Source organism: Methylopila musalis, from assembly GCF_042679725.1.
GTDB classification, from domain to species: Bacteria; Pseudomonadota; Alphaproteobacteria; order Rhizobiales; family Methylopilaceae; genus Methylopila; species Methylopila musalis.
In genome coordinates this window covers 1-927 of the sequence record NZ_JBHTMX010000388.1, presented here as the reverse complement: position 1 = coordinate 927, position 927 = coordinate 1, and the positions used below count along the sequence as shown (strand labels likewise).

1 protein-coding gene and 1 pseudogene are annotated in these 927 nt (G+C 74.5%); both read right to left on the bottom strand.

What is annotated here, in order from left to right; genetic code table 11:
- Nucleotides 1–667, bottom strand: a 667-nt coding sequence (locus tag ACFQ4O_RS17865) for an AAA family ATPase (RefSeq protein ID WP_378777767.1), incomplete at its 3' end; no start/stop codon positions are given.
- Nucleotides 664–927 (bottom strand): annotated as a pseudogene (locus ACFQ4O_RS17860) (metallophosphoesterase family protein); the annotation flags it as partial. The gene ACFQ4O_RS17865 and the pseudogene ACFQ4O_RS17860, both read right to left, overlap by 4 nt.

The window sequence follows — 927 nt, the reverse complement described above, 5'->3', positions numbered from 1 at the left end:
CCGCGAGCCGCTCCGCCTCCCCGGCCAGCCGGTCCCGCGCCTCAAGCGCGGCGGCGTAACGGCCGCCGGTCTTCGGGCGGCCGGTCGCCGTCACCAGTTCGGCCAGCGCGTCCTGCGTCGCCGCCAGAATCGCGGCCATGCGGCGGCCGCCGGTGACGGCCTCCACCTCGCCCTGTACGGATTCCAGCAGGCTGGCGCGCACCTGCCGCTCGCTCTCGTCCTCGGATTTGCTGCGCCGCTCGATGCCGGTGACGCCCTGCCGCACCCAGAGCAGGCCGGCGGGGCCGGCCGAGCCGCCCCGCACCAGCGCGGCGATAAAGTTCTCCGCCTCGTCCGCCTGCGCCACAAGGCGGCCGGTGGCGAGGTCCGTCACCCGCGCGAAGCGGCCGGCGTAGTAGCGCTTGGCGATGCGGAAGCGCCCCTCCGCGGTCGCGATGTCCGCCTCCACCACCGGGCTGCCGCCGCTGTAGGGCCTGAGGTTCCGCACGTCGCCGGACGTGCCGGAATGGGGCTGGAAAAACAGCGCGTGCAGCGCCTCGAAGCTGGTGGACTTGCCGGCCTCGTTCACGTCGCAGAGCACGTTGACGCCGTCGCCGACGCCCTCGATCGCGACGCCGCGGTCGCCGAACCGCTTCACGTTGTAGAGGCGGAGCGCTTCGATCTTCATGCGCCGATCGCCTGCGCATAGGCGAACAGCCGGGCGAGCGCGGCGCGCGCCACCTCCCGCTCTGCGGCCGAACGATCGACATCGGTGGATTCGGCGAGCAGCGCCGCCGCCGCCTCGCGCAGCGCGCCGGCGCGGTCGATCCCGTCCAGGTCCTCGGCCTCGCAGGCGGTCGCGAGGCCGCTGTCGTCGAGCTCCAGATAGGCGAAGTCCGGCGCGGCCTCGGTCACGCCCTGCGCCAGCGCCGCGCGGCCCGCGAGACG